This window comes from Phenylobacterium sp., assembly GCF_036821595.1.
Lineage (GTDB): Bacteria > Pseudomonadota > Alphaproteobacteria > Caulobacterales > Caulobacteraceae > Phenylobacterium.
The window spans coordinates 62273-81763 of record NZ_DAISJG010000012.1; the positions used below are offsets into that span (position 1 = coordinate 62273).

Annotated in this window: 17 protein-coding genes; 12 read left to right on the forward strand and 5 right to left on the reverse strand. The window is 70.6% G+C overall.

The annotated features are described in order from the left end of the window. The first annotated feature begins 112 nt into the window (after positions 1-112). The 6 genes from V7Z97_RS08615 to V7Z97_RS08640 all read left to right on the forward strand — a co-directional run bounded on the left by V7Z97_RS08615 (position 113) and on the right by V7Z97_RS08640 (position 6106). Complete coding sequence (locus tag V7Z97_RS08615) at positions 113-403, forward strand: flagellar protein FlaG (RefSeq protein WP_334162794.1); 291 nt, start codon at positions 113-115, stop codon at positions 401-403. A 192-nt stretch (positions 404-595) separates the two neighbouring features. Continuing rightward, positions 596-1429: a flagellin N-terminal helical domain-containing protein gene (locus V7Z97_RS08620; RefSeq protein ID WP_334162795.1), complete on the forward strand. Its 834-nt coding sequence runs from the start codon at positions 596-598 to the stop codon at positions 1427-1429. 136 nt (positions 1430-1565) lie between these two features. Continuing rightward, positions 1566-4337 carry a hypothetical protein gene (locus V7Z97_RS08625; protein WP_334162796.1) on the forward strand — a complete coding sequence of 924 codons (2772 nt, stop codon included), beginning with the start codon at positions 1566-1568 and terminating at the stop codon, positions 4335-4337. Between the two features lie 41 nt (positions 4338-4378). Continuing rightward, positions 4379-5083, forward strand: coding sequence for a hypothetical protein (locus V7Z97_RS08630; RefSeq protein ID WP_334162797.1), 705 nt, complete (start codon positions 4379-4381; stop codon positions 5081-5083). A 32-nt stretch (positions 5084-5115) separates the two neighbouring features. Further along, complete coding sequence (locus V7Z97_RS08635) at positions 5116-5502, forward strand: hypothetical protein (protein ID WP_334162798.1); 387 nt, start codon at positions 5116-5118, stop codon at positions 5500-5502. A gap of 121 nt (positions 5503-5623) precedes the next feature. Continuing rightward, positions 5624-6106: a single-stranded DNA-binding protein gene (locus V7Z97_RS08640; RefSeq protein ID WP_325460587.1), complete on the forward strand. Its 483-nt coding sequence runs from the start codon at positions 5624-5626 to the stop codon at positions 6104-6106. Between the two features lie 88 nt (positions 6107-6194). Here the strand turns inward: V7Z97_RS08640 and V7Z97_RS08645 are convergent, their stop codons facing one another. Both V7Z97_RS08645 and V7Z97_RS08650 read right to left on the reverse strand, forming a co-directional pair. Further along, the gene (locus V7Z97_RS08645; protein ID WP_334162800.1) at positions 6195-8084 is read right to left on the reverse strand and encodes a BCCT family transporter; all 1890 of its coding nucleotides are present in this window, start codon (positions 8082-8084) and stop codon (positions 6195-6197) included. Positions 8085-8171: 87 nt separating this feature from the next. Continuing rightward, positions 8172-9365 (reverse strand): carbohydrate porin, encoded by a 1194-nt coding sequence (locus tag V7Z97_RS08650; RefSeq protein ID WP_334162802.1) that lies wholly within the window; start codon positions 9363-9365, stop codon positions 8172-8174. Positions 9366-9546: 181 nt separating this feature from the next. Here V7Z97_RS08650 and V7Z97_RS08655 point away from each other — a divergent pair, with 181 nt between their 5' ends. Then, positions 9547-11382 (forward strand): methyl-accepting chemotaxis protein, encoded by a 1836-nt coding sequence (locus V7Z97_RS08655; RefSeq protein ID WP_334162804.1) that lies wholly within the window; start codon positions 9547-9549, stop codon positions 11380-11382. A 6-nt stretch (positions 11383-11388) separates the two neighbouring features. Here V7Z97_RS08655 and V7Z97_RS08660 read toward each other — a convergent pair whose 3' ends face one another. Genes V7Z97_RS08660 through V7Z97_RS08670 form a run of 3 tightly spaced genes read right to left on the reverse strand, consistent with a single transcriptional unit; the run spans position 11389 to position 14016 of the window. After that, complete coding sequence (locus V7Z97_RS08660; protein ID WP_334162805.1) at positions 11389-11823, reverse strand: DUF3617 domain-containing protein; 435 nt, start codon at positions 11821-11823, stop codon at positions 11389-11391. Between the two features lie 19 nt (positions 11824-11842). Further along, positions 11843-12961 carry a 2OG-Fe(II) oxygenase family protein gene (locus tag V7Z97_RS08665; protein ID WP_334162807.1) on the reverse strand — a complete coding sequence of 373 codons (1119 nt, stop codon included), beginning with the start codon at positions 12959-12961 and terminating at the stop codon, positions 11843-11845. Continuing rightward, positions 12958-14016, reverse strand: a complete 1059-nt coding sequence (locus V7Z97_RS08670) for a 2OG-Fe(II) oxygenase (RefSeq protein WP_334162809.1) — start codon at positions 14014-14016, stop codon at positions 12958-12960. Before V7Z97_RS08670 ends, V7Z97_RS08665 begins: the two co-directional genes overlap by 4 nt. Before the next feature lie 161 nt (positions 14017-14177). On the opposite strand from V7Z97_RS08670, the gene gyrA reads away from it, so the two are divergent. The 5 genes from gyrA to V7Z97_RS08695 all read left to right on the forward strand — a co-directional run bounded on the left by gyrA (position 14178) and on the right by V7Z97_RS08695 (position 19491). Then, positions 14178-16967, forward strand: coding sequence for a DNA gyrase subunit A (gyrA, locus tag V7Z97_RS08675; protein ID WP_334162811.1), 2790 nt, complete (start codon positions 14178-14180; stop codon positions 16965-16967). A 96-nt stretch (positions 16968-17063) separates the two neighbouring features. Continuing rightward, positions 17064-17558, forward strand: a complete 495-nt coding sequence (gene coaD / locus V7Z97_RS08680; protein ID WP_334162813.1) for a pantetheine-phosphate adenylyltransferase — start codon at positions 17064-17066, stop codon at positions 17556-17558. Between the two features lie 34 nt (positions 17559-17592). Next, a complete protein-coding gene (locus tag V7Z97_RS08685) occupies positions 17593-18459 on the forward strand; it encodes a peptidylprolyl isomerase (RefSeq protein WP_334162816.1) in 867 nt (288 codons plus the stop codon). After that, positions 18459-18950: a peptidylprolyl isomerase gene (locus V7Z97_RS08690; RefSeq protein WP_334162817.1), complete on the forward strand. Its 492-nt coding sequence runs from the start codon at positions 18459-18461 to the stop codon at positions 18948-18950. Before V7Z97_RS08685 ends, V7Z97_RS08690 begins: the two co-directional genes overlap by 1 nt. Further along, entirely contained in the window at positions 18922-19491 is a 570-nt protein-coding gene (locus V7Z97_RS08695; RefSeq protein ID WP_334162819.1) for an HD domain-containing protein, read from the forward strand. Before V7Z97_RS08690 ends, V7Z97_RS08695 begins: the two co-directional genes overlap by 29 nt.

Consider the following 19491-nt stretch of genomic DNA (forward strand, 5'->3'; position numbering starts at 1 on the left):
GGACGTGGAGCCCCCGGGCTCCGCGTCCTGACGTGGCGGCGGGGAGGGCGACCTCCCCGCCGCTCACGCCCAAACCGGAGCGCTCGCGCCAGAAGCGCCTGCGATTGGAGACATGCAGAGCAAGGTTGCGCCGTTCGCAGCCACGCCCGACCCGACCTTCGGACGCCATACGCCCACGCCCAACCCCGAGCACGGGGCCAGGGCCGAGGCGCCGGCCCCCGGCTCGGAGCAGGCGGACCTGCGACTGATCATCGAAGAGGACCAGGCCAGCGGCACCTACGTGTACAAGACCGTCAACCGCCGGACCGGCGAAGTCATCCTCCAGCTTCCCAGGGAAGAAGTCCTGAAGATGCGCGAGGAGACCGAGTACGTCGCCGGGGTGGTGATCCGCACGAAGGCCTGATCCCGAAGCTCCTTCACCGAGGGAGCCCGACGATTCACTGGTTAACCGCCCCGGTGTCGGCCGGCGGCGGCGCTGCGCGTTAAGGTCGTTAACCTTCTAGACACCATAATCTCCAAATCTCGTCATCGAACCCCTCCAGGCGACTCGCAGACGGCGGGCGGGGGGGAGAAGGGCGACTGAGGAGAATCCGCGATGTCGATCAGCGTGCATACGAACAAGTCCGCGCTGGTCGCGCTCCAGAATCTGAATCTGACGAACGACAAGCTCGGTGACACGCAGAACAAGATCAACACCGGCTTGAAGATCGCCAATGCGCGGGACAACGCCGCCATCTGGTCGATCGCACAGGGGCAGCGGGCCGATATCGGCGCCCTGGCCGCCGTCAAGATGAGCCTGGACCGCGCCAACTCCATCTCCGAGGTCTCGATGACCGCCGGCGAGTCGGTCTCCGACCTGCTCGTCCAGCTGAAGGAGAAGGTCGTCGCGGCGATGGACACGTCGCTCGACACCAATTCGCGGCTGGCGCTCGATTCGGACTTCAAGGCGATCCTGCGCCAGATCAAGCAGGTCACCGACAACGCCAGCTTCGACGGCGCGAACATGCTCAACGGGTCGATCCCGTCGGACATCCAGTTCCTCGCCAACGCCGAGGCCAACTCCTACATCACGCTCTCGGCCCAGGACATGAGCCTGGGCGGCCTGATCATCACCATCCCGTCCACGTCGTCGCTGTCGACGGCCACGCTGGCGTCGTCGGTGCTGCTCACGCTCAACGCCTCGATCGCCAACGTGAACCAGGCGCTCGGCAACCTCGGCTCCCAGGCCAAGCAGATTTCGGCCCACGCCAACTTCGTCTCCAAGCTCACCGACGTGCTGGAGACCGGGGTGGGCAACCTGGTGGACGCCGACCTCGCCAAGGAAAGCGCCCGATTGCAGGCCTTGCAGGTGCAGCAGCAGCTCGGCGCCCAGGCCCTCTCGATCGCCAACCAGGCGCCGCAGATCATCCTCTCGCTCTTCAAGGGCTGAGGATCTTGGGTTTCCGTTGGGGCGTAAACGAAACCCGGGCGGTCCTCCGCCCGGGTTTTTCGCGCCGGCTTAACGGCCTGGCCACCCTGTTCTGGCAGGATTGCGGCGCGGGGTCGTGTCCCGTGGGCGGCGTCGCATGGCCATAACACCGATCGACACCAGCGTTCTTCTCGGGCTCTACCAGTCCCGCGCCGGAATGGCGGCCGCGGCGACGGCTGCGCCGACGAAGAAGCTCGCGCCCACCGCACCGTGGTCGACGACGCTGACGCCCGCCGACTCCAGTGCGGCGGTGAAGAGCGCGCTCGCCGGCCGCAAGTTCATCGACGAGAACGGCGCCAAGCTCGATCTCGCCGGGGCCAGCTCCGACTACCGCAAGCTGTTCGCACTCTACCAGGGGCTCTCCGTGCTCGGCGACGTCGCCGCCCGGGCGCAGGCCAAAGGGCTGACCAGCATCGAGCGCGCGCAGCTGGAGCGGACCTTCGCCCGCGGATTGGGCGAGATCTCCGGCTTCGTGAACGACGTCCAGCTCGAGCAGGCCCGCCTGAGCCAGGGCGAGGCGGCGGCCTCGGTGAAGACCAAGCTCGCCGTCCAGAAGACCAGGACGGAATACATCACGCCGCCGCTCACCGATTCGACCAGCGAGCCGGTGGCGGCGTTCGAAGGCCCGGTGAGCTTCACCATGTCGGTGAAGAAGGTGAACACCATGCACGACGTGGCCATCGACCTGGCCGGCATGGGCGGGCAGCCGCGGACGATCGGCAACGTCATCAACTACATCAACCAGCAGCTGGAGGCGGAAGGGCTCGAGACCCGGATCCTCAGCCACCGCATCCCCGGCCAACCGCGGCAGGTGACCATCGCGGGCAAGGCCGTGAGCCTGCCGCCCAGTTCCGACCAGTGGGCGCTGAAGGTAAAGGCCGGCACCAGCGAGAGCGTGAACTTCTCGGCCCCAGCCACCGCCGGCGCGGTCTACGTCGCCCAGCAGGTTGGCGACCCCGATCCGGACCGGAAGAGCACCACAAACGACAGCCGCGTCGAGCAGCAGTTCCTGAAATTCCAGACCGATACCTCGACCGTGCCACCCCCGGTGCAGGGCGCCGGCGAGAGCTACTGGGCCGAGGATCGCGTCTTCGCCAAGACGCTCGGGCCGGAGGTGAAGACGGTCCACGAACAGGTCGTCGGTCCGGACGGCTCGGTCTACATGCTGGCCGACGTCACCGCCGCCACCGCTGGCCAGGAGATCAAGGGCCAGCAGGACGTGGCGCTGCTGAAGTACGATTCGGCAGGCAAGCTGATCTACGCCCGGACCCTCGGGGCCGCCGGCTCGGCCACGGGCATGGCGCTCTCGGTCTCGGCCGACGGCAAGATCGCCATCGCCGGCGCCGTGACCGGCGACCTCGGCGGGGCGACCGACGGGGCGCTGAACTCCAACGGCAGCACCACCTTCGCCAAGAATACCGACAGCTTCGTCACCCTGTTCGACGCCGACGGCCAGGAGCTCTGGACTCAGAGGCGGGGCGCCCGCCAGGACGACGAGGCGAGCCACGTGGCCTTCGGCGCCGACGGCACGGTCTACGTCGCCGGCCGCTCCAGGTCGGCCATGCAGGGCGCCGAGGTGATCGGCGACTGGGATGGCTACGTCCAGGCGTTCCGCCAGGACGCGGCCACCGGCAAGGTGCAGACCCTGTTCACCCAGAGCTTCGGGACGACGGGGGCCGACCGCACGTCCGGCCTGGTGGTCGACGGGACCTCCATCGTCACCGCCAGCGTGGAGCAGGGGCGGGCGGTGCTGCGCCGCTTCGACGTGTCCGGCGCGGCGCCCGCGCTCACCGCCACCCGCGACCTGGGCGATCTGCAGGGCGGCGAGCTCGTCGGCCTGGCGCTGGACGGCGGCGAGGTGGTGGTGGCCGGCACGACCGCCAACGGCTTCCTCACCGCAGGCGCCGTGACCCGCGCTCACGCCGGCGGCACGGACGCCTTCGCCGCGCGCCTCTCGGCGGGGCTCACGCCCGCCGCCGCGGACAAGGTCGCCTACTATGGCGGGACGGGCGACGATCGCGCCACCTCCCTGGCGGTGGGCGGCGGCAAGGTCTGGCTCGGCGGCGCCGTCGGCGCGGACCTGCCGGGTCACGACCCGGTCGGGACCAAGGACGGCTTTGTGGCCAGCCTGGACGTCGCCACGGGCGCGGTCGACTGGTCGCGCCGGATCGGCGGCAAGGACGGGCGTGCGGCGCCTACCGCCATCGCGGTCGATACGGGCGGCGCGAGCGTGCTGGATCGGCTGGGGCTGCCCACCGGCCCCCTGCCGCTGGGCGATTCCGAGCGCCTGACCGCGGTGAGTTCGCTTCGGGCCGGGGACAAGTTCACGGTCAAGATGGGGGAGGGCCGCCAGTCGACGGTCACCATCGAGGAGAAGGACACCCTCGACACCCTGGCCCAGAAGATCCGCCGCGCCTCCGGCTTCCAGGCCAAGGTGACGCTGAACACCGCCGAGGGCGCCCGGACGCTGAAGATCGAACCGCTCAACCCGCGCATGGTCATCGAGATCGGCCCCGGCACCGCCGGCAAGGACGCACTCGACATGCTGGGCATCACCGAGAGCGTGGTGCGCGCCACGAACACGGTGAAGGGCCAGGAAATGCCGGCCGACGGCCGCGCCAAGATCTATGGCCTGGGCCTGCCGCGCGACCTCAACCTCTCGGATGTCCACCAGATCAGCCACGCCGTGGCCGAGGTGGCCGCCGCCATGGGCGTGGTCCGCAGCATCTACAAGGACATGGTGGCCGCGGTGACGCCGAAGTCCACCGCCGAGCAGATCGCCGCCCAGTCGGGCAAGGCGCCGGCCTACCTCACCAACCAGATCGCCAACTACCAGGCGGCTCTGGACAGGCTGACCGGCGGCGCCTAGGGCGCCTTGAAAGCGTCGTCGGCCCGGTCTAGCGAGGGGCCATGGACTCCAGCCCGACGCCGCCGCAGCCGCCGCCCAAGGATCGTCGCCTGCCGCTGGTGCTTCTCGGCGGCGCCGTGGCGCTGCTGGCCGGGATCGCCATCGCCTGGATGCTGCTGGCGTCGGGCCGCGGCGAGCGGACGGCGCCGCCGCCGGCCTCCCGCGGGGGCCTCGTCATCGATCCCGTCGAGATGGACAACCGGCTGGATCCGGCCCGGCCGCTGCGCTGCTTCGTCGCCGGCCAGTTCGTGGGCGAGTTCACCCTGGCCGACTGCGCCCGCCGCAACGGCGTGGCCACCGACGCCCTGGACGTAGGCGTCGACGAGACCGGCGCCCTCGCCGCCGCGGAGCAGGCCGGCATGGTCCTGACCCCGCTGCCGCCCGAGGAAGGCGCGGCGGAGACCGAGGTCGAGCCTGTAGAGGTCCCGGAAACCGACTTCCCGCCAGTGGCCTCCGAGCCGGTCGCCGCCTGCTGGCGCTACGCCGGAGGCCGCTGGCGCAGGCTGCCGGGAGATATGGCCCGCGGCGCCTGCGCGCTCAGCCTGTTCGCCGGCCGCTGCGAGCAGCCGGGCGGCGCCACCTACGGGCGCTGGGGACAGCAGACCCTGCGCCTGGTGCCCGGCCGCGTGGAGGTCTCCGACGACCACCGCAGTTTCCGCACCCTGACCGAGCAGGGGCCGGGCTGCACGCTTCCCGGCCTCCGGTGACGACCTCGTGCGGCCCGTGTAGGCTTGCGCCCATGCAGCGTATCGCCCTGATCCTCGCCCTGGCCGCCACGGCCGCCGTCGCCGCCTGCGCCCAGCGGACCCGACCGCCGGGGGATCCCGGCGTCTGCTTCCACGTGGTGCCGCAGAAGGATGGCTCGCTGAAGTACAACAAGCTGGTCACCGCCCCGAACCTGGAGACCTGCGCGGCCAACCTGGAGGCCATGCGCATCAAGTTCCTGCGTCTCGGCGGCACCCAGCAGGAGATCTACGGCGCCTACCAGTCGAACTTCCTGTTCCTGGAAAAGGCGGGCGTGCTGACCTCCACCTCGCTGGAGGGGCCGCGGTTCGTGGCCCTGGTGCGCACCGGCGACGGCCGCCTCGCCATCCCGGGCGCGATGCCGCAGGAGCCCCAGCAATAAGCCTGTGGACGAAGCGGAACGTAAGTAGAACATTCTATTGATGCGGCGTTAACGATGGGCTAGCCTACGGGCTTCGGCCCGCGCTTGGCGGGCCCGCAACCACGGAAGCTCAGGACATCTCATGGCGGGCAGCGTCAACAAGGTCATTCTGGTCGGCAACCTCGGGGCGGACCCCGAGATCCGCAGTCTCAACTCCGGCGACCGGGTCGCCAATCTCCGCGTCGCGACGTCCGAGACCTGGCGCGACCGCTCGAGCGGCGAGCGCAAGGAGAAGACCGAATGGCACCGGGTGGTGATCTTCAACGACAACCTGGTGAAGGTGGCCGAGCAGTACCTGCGCAAGGGCTCTAAGGTCTACATCGAGGGCTCCCTGCAGACCCGCAAGTGGCAGGACCAGTCGGGCCAGGAGAAGTTCTCCACCGAGGTGGTGCTTCAGAAGTTCCGCGGTGAGCTGACCATGCTCGACGGGCGGGGCGAAGGTGGCGGCGCGGGCGACCGCGACGAGGGCGGCTACTCCGGCGGCTTCTCCTCGGGGCCGCGCGCCCAGTCCTCCGGCCCGCGCGAGGACTTCTCCGCCGACCTGGACGACGAGATCCCGTTCTAGGACCCGCCTGACCGGCGGACGTCAGGATGTGGCCGGTTCCTCTTGGAGCCGGCCATTTTCTTTTGCTGCGGGCCGGGCGGGAACACGGCTAGCGCCACCGCCAGCTGTCGAGTTGATCCAGGACGTCGGCGACGATCTGGTCGCTCGAGAAGCCGGTGACGTCCCGCCGCGCACCCGGCCCGGCGCGCGCGATCAGCCGCCACTCGCGGCTGCGGCGGCCCTCCGGGGCCTCGAGGTTGCTGAAGGCGGGCAGGGGGCGCGCTTCGCCGCGCAGACCGTAGCGGAAAGCCTCCCGCCCGGGCACCTCGACAATGAGGCCGACCTCGTCCGGCGTGACCTCCAGCCTGGGCGAGAAGAGGCCCCCGTCGCTCAGCGCCCCGCAGACGGACCGCAGGGCCCGCGCGCCGTCCTCCTCGAGCTGGCGCTGGATGTCGGCCCGGCGCGGCGGCGCGAACATCTGCCTTATGCGCTCCTGCAGCCGCGGCGTCTGGTGTCCCAGGGACACGCCCGCCACATCCGCGCCGACCTGCCGCACCAGCCCCACGCTCAGCAGGATCATGATCACGGCGAAGGGGAGGGCCGCCACCAGGGTCGCGGCCTGCAGGGCGCCCAGTCCGCCTGCGAGCAGCAGCAGGGCCGCGGCGGCGCCCTCGAGCGTGCACCAGTAGACCCGCTGCCATCGCGGGGTCTCGTCGGCGCCGCCCGAGGCGATGGTGTCGATCACCAGGGATCCCGAATCGGCCGAGGTGACGAAGAAGACCGCCACCAGCAGCACGGCCAGGGTGGAGGTTATCGCCGCGCCCGGCAGGTGTTCGAAGAAGCGGAAGATCGCCGTCGAGAGATCCGCGGTCACGGCCTGGGAGATCGCGCCCGCCGCGGAGCCCATGTCGAGGCTGATGGCGGTGTTCCCGAACACCGTCATCCACAGGAAGGTGAAGCCGGTGGGGACCAGCAACACCCCGATCACGAACTCCCGGATCGTCCGGCCGCGCGAGATCCGCGCGATGAACATGCCGACGAACGGCGACCAGGCGATCCACCAGGCCCAGTAGAACAGGGTCCAGTTGGCCATCCAGCCGCGCGGCTCGTAGGCGTAGAGGTTGAAGGTCCGCACGAAGAAGTGGTCGAGGTAGAGGCCGAAGTTCTGGATCAGGGCCTTCAGCAGGAAGCCGGTCGGGCCCATCACGAGGACGAAGGTCATCAGGCACACGGCCAGGAAGAGGTTGAGCTCCGACAGTCGCCGCACACCGCGGTCGAGCCCCGTCAGGACCGAGATCGTCGCCGCGCCCATCACCAGGGCGATGAGGCCGACCTGCACGGCCCGGGTCGACGGCAGCCCGATGAGATAGGCCAGGCCGCTGTTGATCTGGGCCACCCCCAGCCCGAGCGAGGTGGCGATGCCGAACAGGGTTCCGCAGATGGCGAAGATGTCGACCGCATCACCGATCGGCCCCCGGATCCGCTCGCCGAGAAGCGGGTAGAGGCCGGAGCGAAGGGTCAGCGGCAGGCCCTTGCGATGAGCGAAGAAGGCGAGGCTGAGCCCGACGATGGCATAGATCGCCCAGGCGTGGACGCCCCAGTGGACGAAGGTGATGACCATCGCCTCGCGCGCCGCGCCGAAGGTCCCCGGCTGCGCCTCGGGCGGAGCGGCGTAGTGCTGCACGGGTTCGGCCACCGCGAAGTACATCAGGCCGATGCCCATGCCGGCGGCGAACAGCATCGCCAGCCATGACGGGTAGGGGAAATCGGGCTCGGCGTCGTCGGGCCCGAGCTTCAGCCGTCCCCCGGGGCCGACGGCGAGGGCGATCACGGTCACCAGGAAACCCGCCACCACGGCGACGTAGAACCAGCCGAACGACTCGATGACCCAGCCCTGCGCCGCCTGGAAGGCCGCGTCGGAGGCGCCCGGGGCGATGGTGGCGAGCGCCAGCAGGAGCGCCACAATCAGGCTCGCGCCCCAGAACACGCGCGGGTTCATGTTCGCCTTCGGCATCCAGCTTAAGCGTTCGCACGGCGTCGCTGTTCCGCGAGGCGCCCGCCGCGCCGACGGAATGCCGATCGAGGGCTAGAAGAGGTCCACGGTCACGCGCAGGGCGCCCACCACGGCGGTGTCGCGCCCCCGGTCGCCGCCGGGGTGGCGGATCAGCTGCAGGTCCGGCTGCACCGTCACGCGCGGGTGGATGCGGTCGGAATAGGTGATCTCCAGGCTGCTCTCCGCCCTGGCGGCGTCGATCCCGGCGTCCCGCAGGTTGGCGCGGCCCTTGGAGGACAGCAGCCCCTGTTCCACCCCGAGGGAGAAGGCGCTCTCCGGCCGGCCCGGGAAGACCCGCTCCACCAGCACGCCGGTCTGCCAGCCGCCGCGGAAGTCGGTCGTGTCGCCGTCGGAGGCCCCGATGCGCAGGAAGGCGCTGGCCGACCGGCTCTCGTCGCCGCCGTCCAGGAGCGGGTGCTCGGCCAGCAGATAGGCCCCGCGCGCGGCGCTCTGCGCGGGGGAGCCGTCGGCCTGGGCCTCGCGGATGTCGTCCTGCTCTTCCGTATAGGTCCAGGCGCCCAGCGCCAGGCGGCGGCCTTCGCCGAAGCCCGCCTCGGCGATGACCAGCGCCCCGTTGTCCAGCCTGGTGTCAGGACCGTGGGGGTCGCCGATCGTGCCCGCATCGGCGTTGATCACCGCCAACTGTGCGTAGCGACCGCCCTCGCCGGAGCCCCGGAGGCGCAGCGCCAGCGAGGTGGAGGGGAAGATCGAGGGGCCGTTGGGGCCGGTCGCGGCGATCTCCGAGCCGATTCCGAAGGGCGGCGCGATCAGCAGGCCCGACGCCTCGGTGGCGTAGAACTCGCTGTTGAGGTCGTAGAGGCCGGCCAGCAGCGAGGCGCGGCCGCCGGCGAAGCTCTGTTCGATCCACAGTTCGTAGAGGCGGGCGCGCTGGCGGGACACCTCGATGTTGTCGACGCCCTGCAGGGTGCCGACGAGGTCGTTCGGCTGCCCGCCCGAGTTGTTCAGCAGGTAGAGGTGGAGCTTGGCGCCGCGCCAGCCCGCCGCGGCCTCGAGGTCCCCGTCCAGGATGATGTCGAGGTTGTCGAGAAAGCGTCCGGCGCGGCTCTCCGTCCCGTCCAGCGCGCCGGTGACGTCGGCGGTATAGGTTGCGTCCACGGTCCAGGCGGACGCGGCCTGCGCCCGGGCGGCTCCGGCCGGCGCCGTCGCGGCCAGCCCGATCCCAAGCGCGGCGCTCGCGGCCAGGCCTGTCTTGGTTGTCCAGAGCATTCTGCCCCCCTCATTCTCGCGGGCAGAGTTAACCTGGGGAATTGAACAAGTATTTAAGTCAAAGAACGTTGGTCTTGTATATACTTATCGAGATAAGGATAAATCCTGTCAGTATAGGACAATCAATTATTAAGCCCCGGACACCGATACCATTGTTACCGAGCGAACCGGGGGATTCGACGTGCGAACGATCAATCAGAAGGTCATGGCCGCGGGGGCGGCCGTCTTCCTGCTTTGCGCTGCGAGCGCGGGCGCGGGCATGTGGGTGGCCGTGCACCTGACGGCGGCGCTGGAGGACGGAACCGTGTCGGCCCGGGTGCTCCGCAACCACATGGAAGCCGACATGATGCACGACGCGCTGCGCTCGGACGTGCTCTCGGCGCTGCTGGCCCGCCAGCCGGGCGCGGGCGTCTCCATGGACGAGGTGCGGGCCGACCTGGCGGAACACACCGCGACCTTCCAGTTGGCGCTGAAGGAGAACGAGGCCATCGTCCGCGACCCGGCGTCCCGCGCCGCGCTCGCCAAGGTGGAGGCGCCGCTGGGCGATTACATCCGCTCGGCCGAGCAGATGGCGCAGCTCGCCATCGCCGATCCCCTGGCGGCCGACGCAGCCCTGCCGGATTTCAAGGCGCGGTTCACGGCCCTGGAAGGGGCGATGGGCGAGGCCACCGAGCAGATCGAGGCCGCCGCCACCCGCGAGGCCGAGGCCGGGGCGGAAAGCGCCCGCCTGGCCCGCCTGCTGATGGGGCTGGCGATGGTCATGGGCGTGATCCTGGCCGGCCTGCTGGTGATCTTCGCCCGCCGCGCCGTAGTGCGGCCGATCCAGGCGCTCACCGGCGATATGCGCCAGCTTGCCGCCGGCAACCTCGACGTCACCCTGGCCGGCGCGGGCCGCGGCGACGAGGTCGGCGACATCGCCCGGGCGGTGAAGGAATTCCAGCAGGTGATCCAGACCAAGGCCCAGCAGGAGGCGGCCGAGACGCTTCGCCGCCGCGAGGCGGAGGCCGACGCCCAGACCCGTGAAGAGGCCGAGCGGGCCGCCCGTGCGCGGGAGCAGGCCCAGGTGGTCGAAGCGCTCGCCGAGGGCCTGGACCGGCTGTCAGCCGGGGACCTGACCCACAGGATCGAGGCCGCCTTCGCGCCGGAATACGAGCGCCTGCGAGCCGACTTCAACGGTGCGATCGGGCGTCTGCACGCCACCGTGGCGGAGATCGCCGCCAACACCGGCGAGCTGCTGCGGGGGGCCGACGAGATCAGCTCCGCGGCCGGCGACCTGTCCGGGCGCACCGAGCGGCAGGCGGCGAGCCTCGAGGAGACCGCCGCGGCCATGGAGGAGATCACCGCCACCGTGAGGAAGACCGCCGAGGGCGCCCGCGAGGCGCAGGCCCTGGTCGGCCAGTCGAAGGCCGACGCGGAGCGCTCGGGCGAGGTGGTGGGCGCCGCGGTGGCCGCCATGAGCGAGATCGAGAAGTCCGCCCAGCAGATCAGCCAGATCATCGGCGTGATCGATGAGATCGCCTTCCAGACCAACCTCCTGGCGCTAAACGCCGGGGTGGAGGCGGCCCGGGCCGGCGACGCCGGCCGCGGCTTCGCGGTCGTGGCCTCGGAAGTGCGCGGCCTCGCCCAGCGCTCGGCCGACGCGGCCAAGGAGATCAAGAGCCTGATCTCGGCCTCGACCGCCCAGGTCGACCAGGGCGTGGAACTGGTGGGCGGCGCGGGGGAGGCGCTGCACCGGATCCTGGGCCAGGTGGCTCAGATCGACACCGTGGTGACCGCCATCGCGGCCTCCGCCGGCGAACAGGCCACGGGCCTCGGCGAGGTCAACGTGGCCATCGCCCAGATGGACCAGGTGACGCAGCAGAACGCCGCGATGGTCGAGCAGACCTCGGCGGCCTCGGAGAGCCTGCGGCGCGAGACGATGCGGCTCGGGGAGATGATCGGCCACTTCCGCACCGACGGAGCGGTGGGCCTGGCCGAGGCCCCGTTCCTGCCTGACGAGGCCGCCGAGGCGGCCTGACGACGGCTACTCGCCGTCGGCGATGGGCGCCGGGCAGGTGTCGCCTATGCGCCTGGCGATCGTGCGGGCGTGGACGGGCACCGTGAGGCCGCCCACCTTCGCCCGGACGCGGGCGTCCAGCCGCAGGCTGTCGCGGGTGTAGACGCCTTCGCCGCTGATCGGCACCGGCGCGCTGTTCTTGGTCTTGCAGCTCCCGACCAGCCGGATCTTGCCGCCGGAGATCTCCCGGGTCGGGTAGGTGCAGGTGTAATGCCGGTTGGGCGCGCCGCCGATGAACTTCTCGACGTCCTCCTCGCGGATACAGCGCTTCTCGGTCTTCTTGGTCGGCAGCGGCGAGACGATCTGGCTGGTGGTTTCCCAGTAGCCGGGCGCGATCGGGGTCTGGGCGGCGGCGGGCAGGGCCACGGTGGCCGCCAGCAGTGCGGAGGTCATGAGTTTCATCGCCAAGCCCTTTAACACGTCATTCGGGCGCAAAACTGGCCTCCGCCGCCTGAACCGCCGCTGACCCGGCCGGCTCTTCAGCGACGTGGGCCCTGTTCGCGTCGCGCAGGCGCTCGCCGGCCTCGTCGTAGAGGAAGGGTAGGAAGGCGTAGCGTCGGCCCCTGGTGACCGGAGTCGCCTCGTGCAGCAGGCCGCAGGCGAACACGACGGCCCCGCCGGTCGGCGGCCGGTAGGTCCGTGGGCCGAACTCGGGAAAGCGCAGGTCGCCTCCCTCGAACGTCTCCGCGTTGAGGTTGATCGAGACCGCGAACTTCCGGTGCGCCGTTCCGAGCGTGGTGTTGTCGCGGTGGGGCCGGAAGTAGCCGCCGTCGGTCGCGTCGTAGCAGGCGACGAGGTAGCGCTCGAGGCGCGTGGCGCGGAAGCTGTAGGCCTTCAGGATCTCCGGCGAGAGCCGGCGATGCAGCCGCAGCATCAGGTCGCGCCGCAGGGCCGCGTCCTCGACATGGACGTCCCGCCGCCGCTTCATCTCGTCCAGCACGCCCACCGTGCGGCCGTCCACGTCGCGCATCACCCCCGATAGCTCGCCGCCGCGGGCGTCGTAGTAGTCTATCAGGCGCTGGCAGAGCTCGGGCTCCAGCACCCGGGGCACGATCAGCACCGGCGCCACCAGCGGCGCGTCGGCGTGCTCGGCGGGCGGGGGCAGGGCGGCGACCTGCCGGAAGACAGCCTCGGTTTCGGTCATGGGCGCCGCCGCTATCACCCGCAGGGCCGGATCAAGCAGGAACCAGAGCCCCTCCTCGCGCCCGTCCCCGTCCAGCGCGCCGTAGAGCCGGCTCACCGCCCCGTCGCCGTCGAGGAACCAGCGCAGGCCCGGCAGGCGATTCTGCGCCCGGGCGATCGACGGCGCGTCGCGGATCACCAGGAAGGCGGTGAGCGTCAGGTCGTCGAAGCGGGCCCGCTCGGCCTCGATCGCCCGGACCGCCGCCTCGCGCACCGCCGGGTCCTCGGGCAGGAAGCCCAGGAGCACGTAGCGGCCGGCCACGGCGCCGAAGCCGTAGGCCGGGTTGCCCGGCGCGGGGCAGACGAAGTGGGGGGCGGTGTCGCCCACCGTCAGGCCGCGGGGCAGGGGCGCGATCATCCGGCCGGCTCCAGCCGCTGCCCGGTCCGCGCCTCGTAGGCGGCCAGCACCGAGGCCCCGGCCTCGTCGTAATAGAACGGCAGGAAGGCGTAGCGCCGCCCCCGGGTGACCCGCGTGACCTCGTGCAGCAGGCCGCAGGCGAAGACCACCGCGCCGCCAAGGGGCGGCCGGTAGGTGGCCGGGCCGAACTCCGGGAACCTCACGTCGCCGCCCTCGAAGTCGTCGTTGAGGTTGATCGAGCAGGCGAAGGCGCGGTGCGCGGTGCCGAAGGTGGTGTTGTCGCGGTGGGCGTGGAAAACGCCCTCATCGGAGGCGTCGTAGCAGCTGACCAGGTAGCGCTCGATGCGCGTGCACCGGAAGCCCATCGCCCGCTCGATCTGCGGGAAGACCCGGCGCTCGATGCGCTCCCGGATCGGCGCCTGCAGGGCAGGGTCGCGGAGGAAGATGTCCCGGCGCTTCTTCAGCTCGTCCATGACCATGACGGTCCGGTCGCCCCGGTCGCGCATGACGCCGGTGAACTGGCCGCCGCCAACCTCGTGCAAGGCGATCAGCTCCCGGCACAGCTCCGGCTCGAACACGCGCGGCAGGATCAGCACCGGCGCATGGAGCGGGACGCCCGCGTGTTCGGCGGGCGGCGGCAGGCGACCGACGTAGTCCAGCGCCCCCTCGACCTTGGCCGCCGGCGTCACCCCGAGCACCCTCAGGGTCGGGTCGAGGACCACGCAGCGCGGCCGCTCGCTCCCGTCCGGCTCCACCGCCTCGTAGAGCCGGGCCACCGTTCCGTCGCGGTCCAGCACCCAGCGCAGGCCGCGCACGTCCTGGGCGCCGGCCGGCAGGGCGTCCCCGCGCACCACCACGAAGGCCGAGGCGCGCACGTCGTCGAACAGCCGCTGGCGCGCCGCCACCGCCTTGAGCACCGGGCCGGCCGCGGCCGGGTCGGCCGGGAGGAAGACCAGCAGCACATAGCGGCCCGCCACCGTGTCGAACACGTACTCGGGGTTGGACGGCGTCGGCGCCGTGAACCAGGGGCCGGGCTCGCCGGGGGACAGAGGCATGGCCGGAAACCTACTGGCTCGCGCCACGGAGGTCACGGCGGCTGTTGGGCGCGGCTCTATGGCCTCGCGTGCGCGCCCGCGCGAGAGTTGGCTTAGCCCGCTCGCAAATGCTAACAACAATCCCTACGTAACTGTCCGATTCTCACGGCGAATTCCCTCCCTTGACCGACCAGAACACCACCCCACCGGACGACCGGCGCGGGGGCGTCGCCCCTATCGCCATCGAAGACGAGCTGAAGCGCAGCTACCTCGACTACGCCATGAGCGTGATCGTCAGCCGCGCCTTGCCTGACGTCCGCGACGGCCTCAAGCCAGTGCACCGGCGCATCCTGTTCTCGATGAACGAGCAGGGGCACACCCCGGACCGCGGCTATGTGAAGTCCGCCCGGGTGGTCGGGGACGTGATGGGTAAGTATCACCCGCACGGCGACGTCGCGATCTACGACACCATGGTCCGCCTGGCGCAGCCGTTCTCGATGAACCTGCTGCTGATCGACGGCCAGGGGAACTTCGGCTCGGTGGACAACGATCCGCCGGCGGCCATGCGCTACACCGAAAGCCGCATGACCCGGGCCGCGATGGCCATCCTCGCGGACCTCGACAAGGACACGGTCGACTTCAAGGACAACTACGACGGCTCAGAGCAGGAGCCGGTGGTCCTGCCGTCGCGCATCCCCAACCTGCTGGTCAACGGCGCCGGCGGCATCGCCGTCGGCATGGCCACCAACATCCCGCCGCACAACCTCGGCGAGGTGGTCGACGCCTGCCTGGCCTATATCGACAACCCTGAGATCGGGCTCGACGACCTCCTGGACATCGTGCCCGGGCCGGACTTCCCGACCGGTGGCGAGATCATCGGCCGCACCGGCGCGCGCAACGCCCTGATGTCGGGCCGCGGCTCGGTGGTCATGCGCGGCAAGGCCTCGATCGAGGAGCTCCGCAAGGACCGCGAGGCGATCGTCATCCACTCGATCCCCTACCAGGTGAACAAGGCCGCGCTGGTCGAGCGCATCGCCGAACTGGTTCGCGAGAAGCGGATCGAGGGCGTCGCCGACCTGCGCGACGAGTCCGACCGCGACGGCATGCGCGTCGTCATCGAGATGAAGCGCGACGCCTCGGCCGAGGTGATCCTCAACCAGCTCTACCGCTACACGCCGCTGCAGTCCTCGTTCGGGGTCAACATGCTGGCGCTGAACCGCGGCCGGCCCGAGCAGATGGGCCTGCGCGAGATGATCACCGCCTTCGTGGACTTCCGCGAAGAGGTGGTGGTCCGCCGTACCAAGTTCGAGCTCTCCAAGGCCCGCGACCGCGGCCACGTCTTGGTCGGCCTGGCGATCGCCGTCGCCAACATCGACGAGTTCATCCACATCATCCGTTCGTCGAAGGACCCCACCGAGGCCCGCGAGCGGCTGGTCGCCCGCGACTGGCCGGCGGGCGACATGCTGCCGCTGGTCGAGCTGATCGCCGACCCGCGCACCGTGGTCGTGGACGGCAGCCGCATCCGCCTGACCGACGAGCAGGCCCGCGCCATCCTGGCGCTGACCCTGTCGCGCCTCACCGGCCTCGGCCGCGACGAGATCTTCGGCGAGGCGACCGAACTCGCCGGGACCATCCAGGGCCACCTGGAGATCCTGGCCAGCCGCGAGCGGGTCATGGGCATCGTGCGCGAGGAGCTGGTGGCGGTCCGCGACCAGTTCGCCGTGCCGCGCCGCACCGAGATCGTCGAAGGCGACGCCGACGTCGAGGACGAGGACCTGATCGCCCGCGAGGAGATGGTGATCACCGTCACCCACGGCGGCTACGTCAAGCGCACCCCGCTCACCACCTACCGGACGCAGCACCGGGGCGGTAAGGGCCGCTCGGGCATGGCGACCAAGGAGGAGGACGCCGTCACCCGGGTGTTCTCCGCCAACACCCACACGCCGATGCTGTTCTTCTCCTCGGGCGGCAAGGCCTACAAGCTGAAGGTCTGGCGCCTGCCGCTCGGCACGCCGACCAGCCGCGGCAAGGCCTTCGTCAACCTGCTGCCCATCGAGCCCGGCGAGAGCATCACCTCCATCCTGGCCCTGCCGGAGGACGAGGCGAGCTGGGACCAGTACGACGTCATGTTCGCCACCCGCTCCGGCAACGTCCGGCGCAACAAGCTGTCGGACTTCGTGGACATCCGCCGCAACGGCAAGATCGCCATGAAGCTCGACGAGGGTGACGCGATCATCGGCGTGGGCGTCTGCAACGCCGGCCAGAACGACATCCTGCTGACCACCGCGATGGGCCGCTGCATCCGCTTCGCCACGGAGGAGGTCCGGGTGTTCGCCGGCCGCGATTCCACCGGCGTCCGCGGCGTGCGCCTGGCCGAGGGCGACAGCGTCATCTCCATGGCCATCCTGCGCTCGGTCCCGGCGACGCCCGCCGAACGCGCCGCCTACCTGAAGCACGCCAAGGCGATGCGCATCGCCACCGGCGAGGCCGAGGAGGGCGAGGAGACCGCCGCGCCGGAGGAGGACGACGGCGAGGCCGGGGAAGGCGAGGCCGCCCTCAGCCCCGAGCGGATCGCCGAACTGGGCGCCAGCGAGGAGATCATCCTCACCGTCTCCACCGAAGGCTTCGGCAAGCGCACCAGCGCCTACGAGTTCCGGCGCACGGGCCGCGGCGGCCAGGGCCTGCTGGCCCAGGACCTCACAAAGCGCGGGGGCAAGCTCGCCGGCTCCTTCCCGGTGGACGAGACCGATCAGATCCTGCTGGTCAGCGACCAGGGCCAGCTGATCCGCATCCCGGTGAGGCAGGTCCGGCTCGCCGGCCGCAACACCCAGGGCGTGATCATCTTCCGCAAGCACCAGGACGAGCATGTCGTCTCCGTGGAGCGCCTGGCCGACACCGGCGAGGACGAGGCGGATGAGGTCGAGGGTGACGTTGCGGGAGGTCCGGAAGACGAGGCCGGCGGCGAGGCCTAGGGCCGTCGCCGTCCACTCGCCTCACGGAAGTTTGGGCTTGCCAGAACCGCGGTCCACGGCGAAAGGCGAAGGCGGGTAGTTGGGGGACCAAGGCGCATGACCCGCATCGGGCTCTATCCGGGTACGTTCGATCCCATCCACAACGGGCACACCGACATCATCGGTCGGGCCGTGAAGCTGGTGGACAAGCTGGTCCTGGGCGTGGCGATCAACGCCGGCAAGGGACCCTTGTTCACTCTCGAGGAACGGGTGGCGATCGTGGAGGAGGCCGTGGCCCCGCTCCGCAACCGCGCCGAGATCGTGGTCCAGCCGTTCGAGGGACTCACCATGCACTTCGCCCGCGAGGTCGGAGCCGGCGTCATCGTCCGGGGCCTGCGCGCCGTGGCCGACTTCGAGTTCGAGTTCCAGATGACGGCCATGAACCAGCAGCTCGATCGCGACATCGAGACCGTGTTCCTGATGGCCGACCCGCGCCACCAGGCCATCGCCTCGAAGCTGGTGAAGGAGATCGCCATCCTTGGCGGCGACGTCACCAAGTTCGTCAGCGACGGGGTGAAGGACCGCCTCCTGGAGAAGGTCGGCCGCGCATAGACCTCGGCCCGCCGGCTGGGCTAGGACTGCGCCCATGAGACGATCCCTCCTGCTGGCGGCCGCCCTGGCCGCGCTCGCCACCTCGGCCGCGGCCCAGACGAGGGCCGCCGCGCCGGCCGCCCCGCCAAAGCCCGCCGCCCCGACCGCCGCCGACTGGCGGACGCCCGATCCGAACGACCTGCTGGTCATCGACACCAACAAGGGCCGGGTCATCGTGGAGATGATCTCCGAGGTGGCGCCCAATCACGTGCAGCGGATCCGGGAGCTCACCCGCGAAGGGCTCTACGACGGCCTGACCTTCTTCCGGGTGCTCGACAACTTCATGGCCCAGACGGGCGATCCGCAGAACAACGGCCAGGGCGGCTCCTCCAAGCCGGACATCGCCGCCGAGTTCATGTTCCGCCGCGGCGCCGACGCGCCCTTCGTGCTGGCCGCCGACCAGGCGGTGGCGGAGGTGGGCTTCATCAAGTCCCTGCCGGTGATGACCCAGTCGATGATGCTGGCGCCGATGACCCGGGACCAGAAGGTGGCCGGCTGGGCCCTCTACTGCCCCGGCGTCGCCGGCATGGCCCGCGGCCAGGGCGAGGACACCGCCAACAGCCAGTTCTTCCTGATGCGGGAGGCCTATCCCTCGCTCGAGAAGCGCTACACGGCCTGGGGCCGGGTGATCTCCGGCCAGGACGCCGTGCGGTCGATCAAGGTGGGCGAGCCCGTGGCCGAGCCGCAGGACCGCATGGAACGCGTCCGCGTGCTCGCCGATTTGCCTGAGGCGAGCCGGCCGAAGGTCCGGGTGATCGACCCGCAGGGCGCCTGGTTCAAGGCCGAGATCGCGCGCGTCCGCGCGCTGAAGGGGGCCGACTTTACGGCCTGCGACGTGACCATTCCGGTAGAGGTGAAGTGATGGCCCAAGATCCCGAAGACTTCCTGATCATGACGCTGGAGAGCGGGCCGGTGGTCATCAAGCTCCGCCCCGACCTGGCGCCGGGCCACGTGAGCCGGATCAAGGAGCTGGCGCGCGAAGGCTTCTACGACGGCGTCGTGTTCCACCGGGTGATCCCCGGCTTCATGGCCCAGGGCGGCGACCCGACCGGCACCGGCTCGGGCGGCTCGGACAGGCCGAACCTCAAGGCGGAGTTCTCCGACGCCCACCACGTGCGCGGCGTCTGCTCCATGGCCCGCACGCCAAACCCGAACTCGGCCAACAGCCAGTTCTTCATCTGCTTCGACGACGCCACCTTCCTGGACCGCCAGTACACGGTGTGGGGCGAGGTGGTCTCGGGCATGGACCACGTGGACGCCCTGCCCAAGGGCGAGCCGCCGCGCGCGCCCGGCAAGATCGTCTCCATGAAGGTGGCCGCCGACGTTGAGAACGGCGCCGACGTCCTCCCTTAGGACGGCTTACGCCGAGCCGCAGCGGCGCTACCACAGCCAGGCGCATATTGACGCCTGCCTGGACCTTCTGGACGCCTGGCCGGGCCTGGGCGACGCCGACCGGCGCGTGCTCGGCTGGGCGATCTGGTGGCACGACGCCGTCTATGACCCCACGGCCTCGGACAACGAGGCGCGCAGCGCCGCGCTCGCCCGGCGCGAGCTTCCTGCGCTGGGCGCCTCGCCGGGCGAGGTGGACGAGGTTGCGCGCCTCATCCGCCTGACGGCCGGCCACGAGGTGGAGAACGGCGACCGGCTGGGCGCGGTCCTGGTCTCCATCGACCTCGCCGTCCTCTCCGAGGCGCCGTCCGCCTACGACGCCTACGCCCGCGCCGTTCGGGAGGAGTACGCCCATGTGCCGGAGCCGCTGTGGCGGGCCGGCCGGGCGCGCGTGCTGCAACGCTTCCTGGACGCGCCGGTTATCTTCCCCGACCCGGACTTCCGGGCGGCGCGGGAGCCCCGTGCGCGGGCCAACCTTGCGCGGGAGCTCGAGACGCTGAGGTAG